The following is a 5,588-nucleotide window of genomic DNA, read 5'->3' as shown; positions in this document are numbered from 1 at the left end:
CCACATCTCCACCGTGCTGCGCTACCCGCCCCCGGCGCGCTGGCGGCGGGGGCTGAAGGAGGGCGGGCTCCTGCGGTTGCGTGCCGACGCCGACCCGATGGTCGTCCTCACCGCCTCGGCCGCGAAGAAGCTAGGCCTGCCCGACGAACTGGAAGACCGCAGCCAGCTGCGCCTGCCCGACGACCACAAGATCGTCAAGCAGCTCACCAAGTCCGGCTGGCAGCTCACCCGCCGCGGCTTCTCCTCCTGGACCCGCATCTACAAGCTCGTCAAGGACCGGACCCGCCAGTGCGTCCAGCTGGCCGTCGTCCCCTGGGACGCGCTCGGCCCCTCCAACGGCTGGAACATCGACCCGGACACCAACGCGCCCGACATCGCCCGCACCCTGGGCACCTACGCCAACCGTGTCATCGCCCCGCGCGGTTCCATGGGCACCAACGGCATCGAGCTCCTCCTCCAGCTGCGCCCGCCGACCCGTCCGGTGCAGGAGATCGACGAGCAGACGCTGGAGTGGACGGGCAAGTGGGTGCCCGGACCGGTGCCGGGCTCGTTCACTCGCCCGGTGCAGCCGGCCCCACCGGAGGCCCCGGAGGAGCACCCGCTCGCCCAAGGCCGGGACGAGGAGAGGGACGCGATGCGGGAGGAGGCGTGGAACTGGCACCGCGACGTCGCCGACACCGAGTCGGCGTTCCTGTTCGTGGTCGGCATCGACACCAACACCTCGTTCCTGTCCGGCTCCAGCCGTCTGCTGGTCGGCGACGGTGACCCCGTCCACCACGACCGCCCTGGGTTCGACAAGAAGGTCCCGGGAGCGTGGTGCGCGGAGTTCTCCGGCGTCGAGTGGGACCCGAGGTTCCCGTGCCCGCTCACCCCTAACGGCAAGGCACCGACCGGCCCCGACTGGTACACCACCCAGAGCATGGCCTACGCCATCCACGAACTCGGCCTCGCGGTCGAGCCGTCGCAGGCCTGGCTGCGCCGCCCGGCCGCCGCGGCGTGGCTGGACCCGTGGCAGGAACATTTGGCCCGCGCCTACAAGGAGACGATGGCGGCCCTCGGGATCGTCCAGGGCATGGCCTCGGAGGAGTTCCTGGCGGCGATGGAGGCCTACAACCGGGGCGCCGACGATCCCGTCGAGCGCGCGGTCGCCCGCTACGTCAAGCAGACGGTCAAGTCCGGGATCGGCAAGCTGCGTCAGTCCCCGGCCCGCTACCTCCACTACACGCCGGGATAGCCCTGGCCGGAGCTTGAGAAGGTGTGGTGGCGCCCGGACGTGCGCGCGGCTGGCTCTGTTCACGTCACAGAGCAGCGTTTCGACAGCAGTTCGGGCGGCAGCGCCCAGTCCGGATGTTCACGAGAAAGGGCAGCACCTCGGTGGTGGCCGGCCGGACGCCGACTACCGCCCGCTCGGGGCACGGGGCAAAAGCGCTGGCTACGGGCGCAGGCGGCAGCCACCGACGCGCCGTTGCCGGGCGTCGGCAGGTGACTCCCGTTCTTGTGAACATCGAGTCGTCCGGTCTGCAGACGCCTTCCAAACCCGTGAACAACTGACTTCACGAGTCGTGAACAAAGCCACGCGGCCGTCATCGCCACCGCCCGTGTCTCCCAGCACCGCAAGATGCTCAAGACCTACAAGGCCACCGGCCTCGCCCCGCTGGCCGCCTTACTCCAACTGCGTCATCTACCCGGCGAGCGAGGCCACCGCCCTCGCCGTGATCCCGCGCACCCCCGATGGCGGCCAGGTGGCCGGCGCGTTCCGCCTCGGGATCCAGCCCGGCTGGGTCAAGCAGGAAGGCGTCCGCCCGCTCGCCTGGTACACCGAGCGCCACGCCGAGGGCGTCAACCCCGCCCGCTACATCGCCCGCCGCGCCAACGAGCGCGACACCGAAGGAGAGTGAGTGACTGATGGGCAAGCTGACCGACGCCATGGGCGAGGCCGTCCGCGCCAAGCTCACCCCCAAACAGGCCGAGATCCACAAGACCACCAAGGGCCGAGTTGGCTTCCTGCTCGGCAAGGAGGGCGGCAAGGTCGCCCAGCGCCTGGGCGTCAGCGCCACCGCCGTGCGCCGTTACCTCAAGGGCGACCGGAAGAACCCGCCGGCCGACATTGCGAAGAAGATCGAGGCCGAGGTCCGCAAGGACTGGAAGCCCGGCCTGCAGAAGCAGGCCGCCAAGGCCGCCCGCCAGCGGCCCGTCACCGTCAACACCCGCGCCGCGTTCGGGTACAAGGCCTCCGCCACCGGCACCACCACCCCCGACGGCCGGCTGCGCAACTTCCGCAAGACGTTGCCGGCCGAGTACGCCGACCGCCTGCTGGAGGCCCAGGAGGTAGGGGACGAGGCCGCCGCCCGTGAAGGCTCGCCGAGTACCTCCAGGAGGAGTACTTCCGGGAGGGCCGCGACGGCGGCGCCGGCGAGGTCGAGGTCTCCATCACCGACATCGCCCACTTCATGGCCGACCTGCCCCTCGGGTACCCCTCCCCGCCCGCTGGCTCGCCATCCAGGCGTCCCTGTCCACCGTCACGTTTCCCGACGCGCGCCCAGGCTCTGCCGACGATGCCCGCAGCGGCCTGACGGTGGCGTCTCCGGGGCGAGGGCGCCGATGACAACGACCTTCGCGTCTGTGTCCGACGGCGGCACCTGACACGGGGTCGGAAACACAGCAGTGACAACCCCTTGGCACATTATCGGATATCGCATACCTTTCTCTCACTTCCTGACGAGCCGGCACCACCGGCCGTCCACCACCCCGGCCCCCTGCTGTACCCACGGAGCCCACGGACCCGGCTGGCCGCATCGCCCCCCTCGGCTTCGACGGAACCTGCCGCTCCGGCCCCCGCTGCCCCGAACGGAAACACGGAAAGGCAGTCCGCCGCCGTTCCGATGCACCTGCGGACCCACCCGACCGCCCGGATCCGCCTGCGGCTCCCGCACGACCCGACAAGGAGACCGCCGCCGGGCAGCCTCTCGTCCGATCCACCTCGTACCCCGCCACCTGGAGGCACCGTCATGACGGATCCCGCCCCCCGCCCCCTCAGTCGCAGATCCGTGCTGCGCGGCGCCGCAGTTCTCGGCGCCGCCTCCGCTGCCGGCCCGCTGCTGAACCTCGCGACCGCCCGACCCGCCTTCGCGGCCGATCCTGTCCCCGCCCCCGACGGCACCGCGGGCAGCTACACCATCCGATTCGACCAGGCTGCCAAGCAGACCATCCGGGGCCTCGGCTTCGAGATCCAGTCTGACTCCATCGCCTCCGGCAACGCCGGTCTGCCCACCGCCGTCAGCGGTGTCCCCTACGATCTCACGCCGAGCGAGCGCACCCGCTTCTACCAGCAGATGCTCAAGGGCGGCCGAACCGACCACGGCTTCCGTTACTGCCGCCTCGCCCTCGGCCTCTACCACCGCGGCGTCGACGCCAGCGGAAAGCACCTCCAGGACCGGTACACCGGGCAGACCGCTCTGCTCGCCGACATGGTCCAGCAGGCCGGCCTTGAAGGCGTAGCCGCCGAATACTGGTCGCCCGCCCCCGGCTGGAAGGCCAACAACTCCTTCGTCGGCGCGGGAATCTCGCTCGCCTCCTTCGCCCCCGCCGACCTGAGTGCCCTCGGTGATGCCATGGTCGCCGACCTGAACTACCTCTCCTCCCGCGGCGTCCCGATCACGATGTGGGGCCTGCAGAACGAGCCGCACGAGAAGCCCACCGGTTACTCCTCCTGCTACTACACCACTGACGACTACGTGAAGGCGTTCAAGGCGGTGGCCCCCAAGATCAAAGCCGCCTATCCGAACGTGATGATCCATGCCGACAGCTGGGACGGCTGGCAGGGCGAGATCGGCACGGCACTGCGAGAGGATCCGGCGGCGGCCGCCCTGGTCGACGCGTGGACCTTCCACAAGATCGGGCAGGACAGCGACTACCAGCTCAGGCGGAACTACACGTCCGGAGCCGGGGGCAAGGCCTGCTTCAACAACGAGTTCGAGTACCTGTCCGGCAACCCCTTCAGCCCTGAGTTCCGGTGCATCAACACCGCCCAGTCGATCATGAACTGGATGACCTTCCAGAACTCTCCCACCTGGTTCTGGCTGCACGCCCTCAAGCCCACCACCAACTCCGAGTCGAAGGGCTACGGCCTGGGCTTCTGGCGCCCCCCGCAGGACACCAACTTCAATCCCGACCACTTCCCCGACCTCCCGGTCGGCCATTGGACCTGGAACCCCGAGAACTGGAACGCCGTCTGCGGCTTCCTCAAGTACATGCCCTGGGACTCCGTCCGCTACGGCGTGGACGAACCCCTGGGCAGTGACGGAAAGGCCTACAAGGACCACCGGATCATGGCCTGGCGGACCACCCAGGGCAAGCCCGTCCTCGTCATCACCAACCGCAACCCCACCGAAACGTTCACCTACACCATCAACACCCAGACCACCGGCGACTTCCGAGGCAACCGCTTCGGCCCGACGACCAACAACCAGTACATCAGCGCCAAGACCGGCCCTGTCCTGACCATCTCCGTCCCGCCCCGGTCCATCGAGTTCTGGGTCCACGCCTGACACCTCGCCCGACCGACGGCCGAGGCGGCACCACCGCCCCGGCACCACATCCCCGCTCCAGTCCTCGTCCTCACCCTGTGAACCCGCACCCTCGCAGGACCGGCCCGTGGGGGCCGAGGAAGGACGAAACCCGGGCAGCGGGCCCGGGAGCCCGCCCGGCCGGCAGCCTTCCCGGCCGGGCGCGGCCGTCCCCTGCACCCCCACGTCCCCGCGGTCAAGCCCGCCCGCCACGACCGCGAACGCGTCCGCAACGAGACCGGTCGGATCCCGAAGAGCGAGACGCGCCCGCGGAAACCCGTCGTCAAGGTCGAGCGGCCCGCGACACCGAGACTCGCGAACTCCGTCGGCAGATCGTCCCGCCCACCCTCGCTGCGACTGCCTCACTCATGACCCTGCCCGGCGCCAACCGTTTCCCCACGAGCACCGACAAGTACGACCCGCCCACGGGCGACCTCCGTCGGCTCTGCAGCCCCAGGCCCCTTCGGACGGCAGGGTGCCCACCGGTCGACGCCGGGTACCAGCACCACTTGCCACCCGGCCAACCGATGCTTCCCCGGTCGAGCCCACCGAATCACCGGGGCAGTCCCCTCCAGCAGGTCGGTCAGCCGGTCCCGGTGGTCGGCGCCGAGCCGGTCTCCTGCGGCGGCCGTGGCCGTCACGCATCGGCCCGCCCGGTCAGTGCCCCGGGCCCGGAGGACAACGGGGTCAGCGACCACAGGCCGCAGCCTTGTCCTCACCCCGGTGCGCTCCGCGCCGAAGTCGTTGAGGTAACGCAGAACGAAGGCGCCGGACCGACGACCGCCGCGAACGCCTCGCCGGCCTGCTCGAAGCGACGTCCCGCGCCACCCGCGCGCGAGGCCGAGGCCGCCGTCCTGCCGGTCCTCGCCCCGATCACCGGTCTGCTGCCGCACGGCGGCCTCGCCAAGGGCACGGTCACCGGGGCCACCGGGTCTATCAGGATTTCGGTGTACGGCACCCGTTTGGGCTAGGTGTTGATCTTGCTGTGGGTGTGGGCCGGTTGGCTCACACCCGTCCGGCTGA

Annotated in this window: 3 protein-coding genes and 1 pseudogene; all 4 read left to right on the top strand. The window is 70.3% G+C overall.

All coding sequences use genetic code 11. The features are described from left to right. Nucleotides 1–1,234, top strand: a pseudogene (locus ACFXHB_RS44105) (transcriptional regulator); the annotation flags it as partial. Between the two features lie 364 nt (nucleotides 1,235–1,598). Further along, entirely contained in the window at nucleotides 1,599–1,898 is a 300-nt protein-coding gene (locus ACFXHB_RS44100) for a hypothetical protein (RefSeq protein WP_380582789.1), read from the top strand. Nucleotides 1,899–1,905: 7 nt separating this feature from the next. After that, nucleotides 1,906–2,643, top strand: coding sequence for a telomere-protecting terminal protein Tpg (gene tpg / locus ACFXHB_RS44095; protein WP_380582787.1), 738 nt, complete (start codon nucleotides 1,906–1,908; stop codon nucleotides 2,641–2,643). Between the two features lie 365 nt (nucleotides 2,644–3,008). Then, the gene (locus tag ACFXHB_RS44090; RefSeq protein WP_380582785.1) at nucleotides 3,009–4,547 is read left to right on the top strand and encodes a hypothetical protein; all 1,539 of its coding nucleotides are present in this window, start codon (nucleotides 3,009–3,011) and stop codon (nucleotides 4,545–4,547) included. The last annotated feature ends 1,041 nt before the right edge of the window (nucleotides 4,548–5,588 follow it).

It is taken from the genome of Kitasatospora sp. NPDC059327 (genome assembly GCF_042752535.1).
In the GTDB taxonomy this organism is placed as follows: domain Bacteria; phylum Actinomycetota; class Actinomycetes; order Streptomycetales; family Streptomycetaceae; genus Kitasatospora.
The sequence above is the reverse complement of the archived record's forward strand: the minus strand, read 5'-3'. Positions and strand labels throughout refer to the sequence as shown.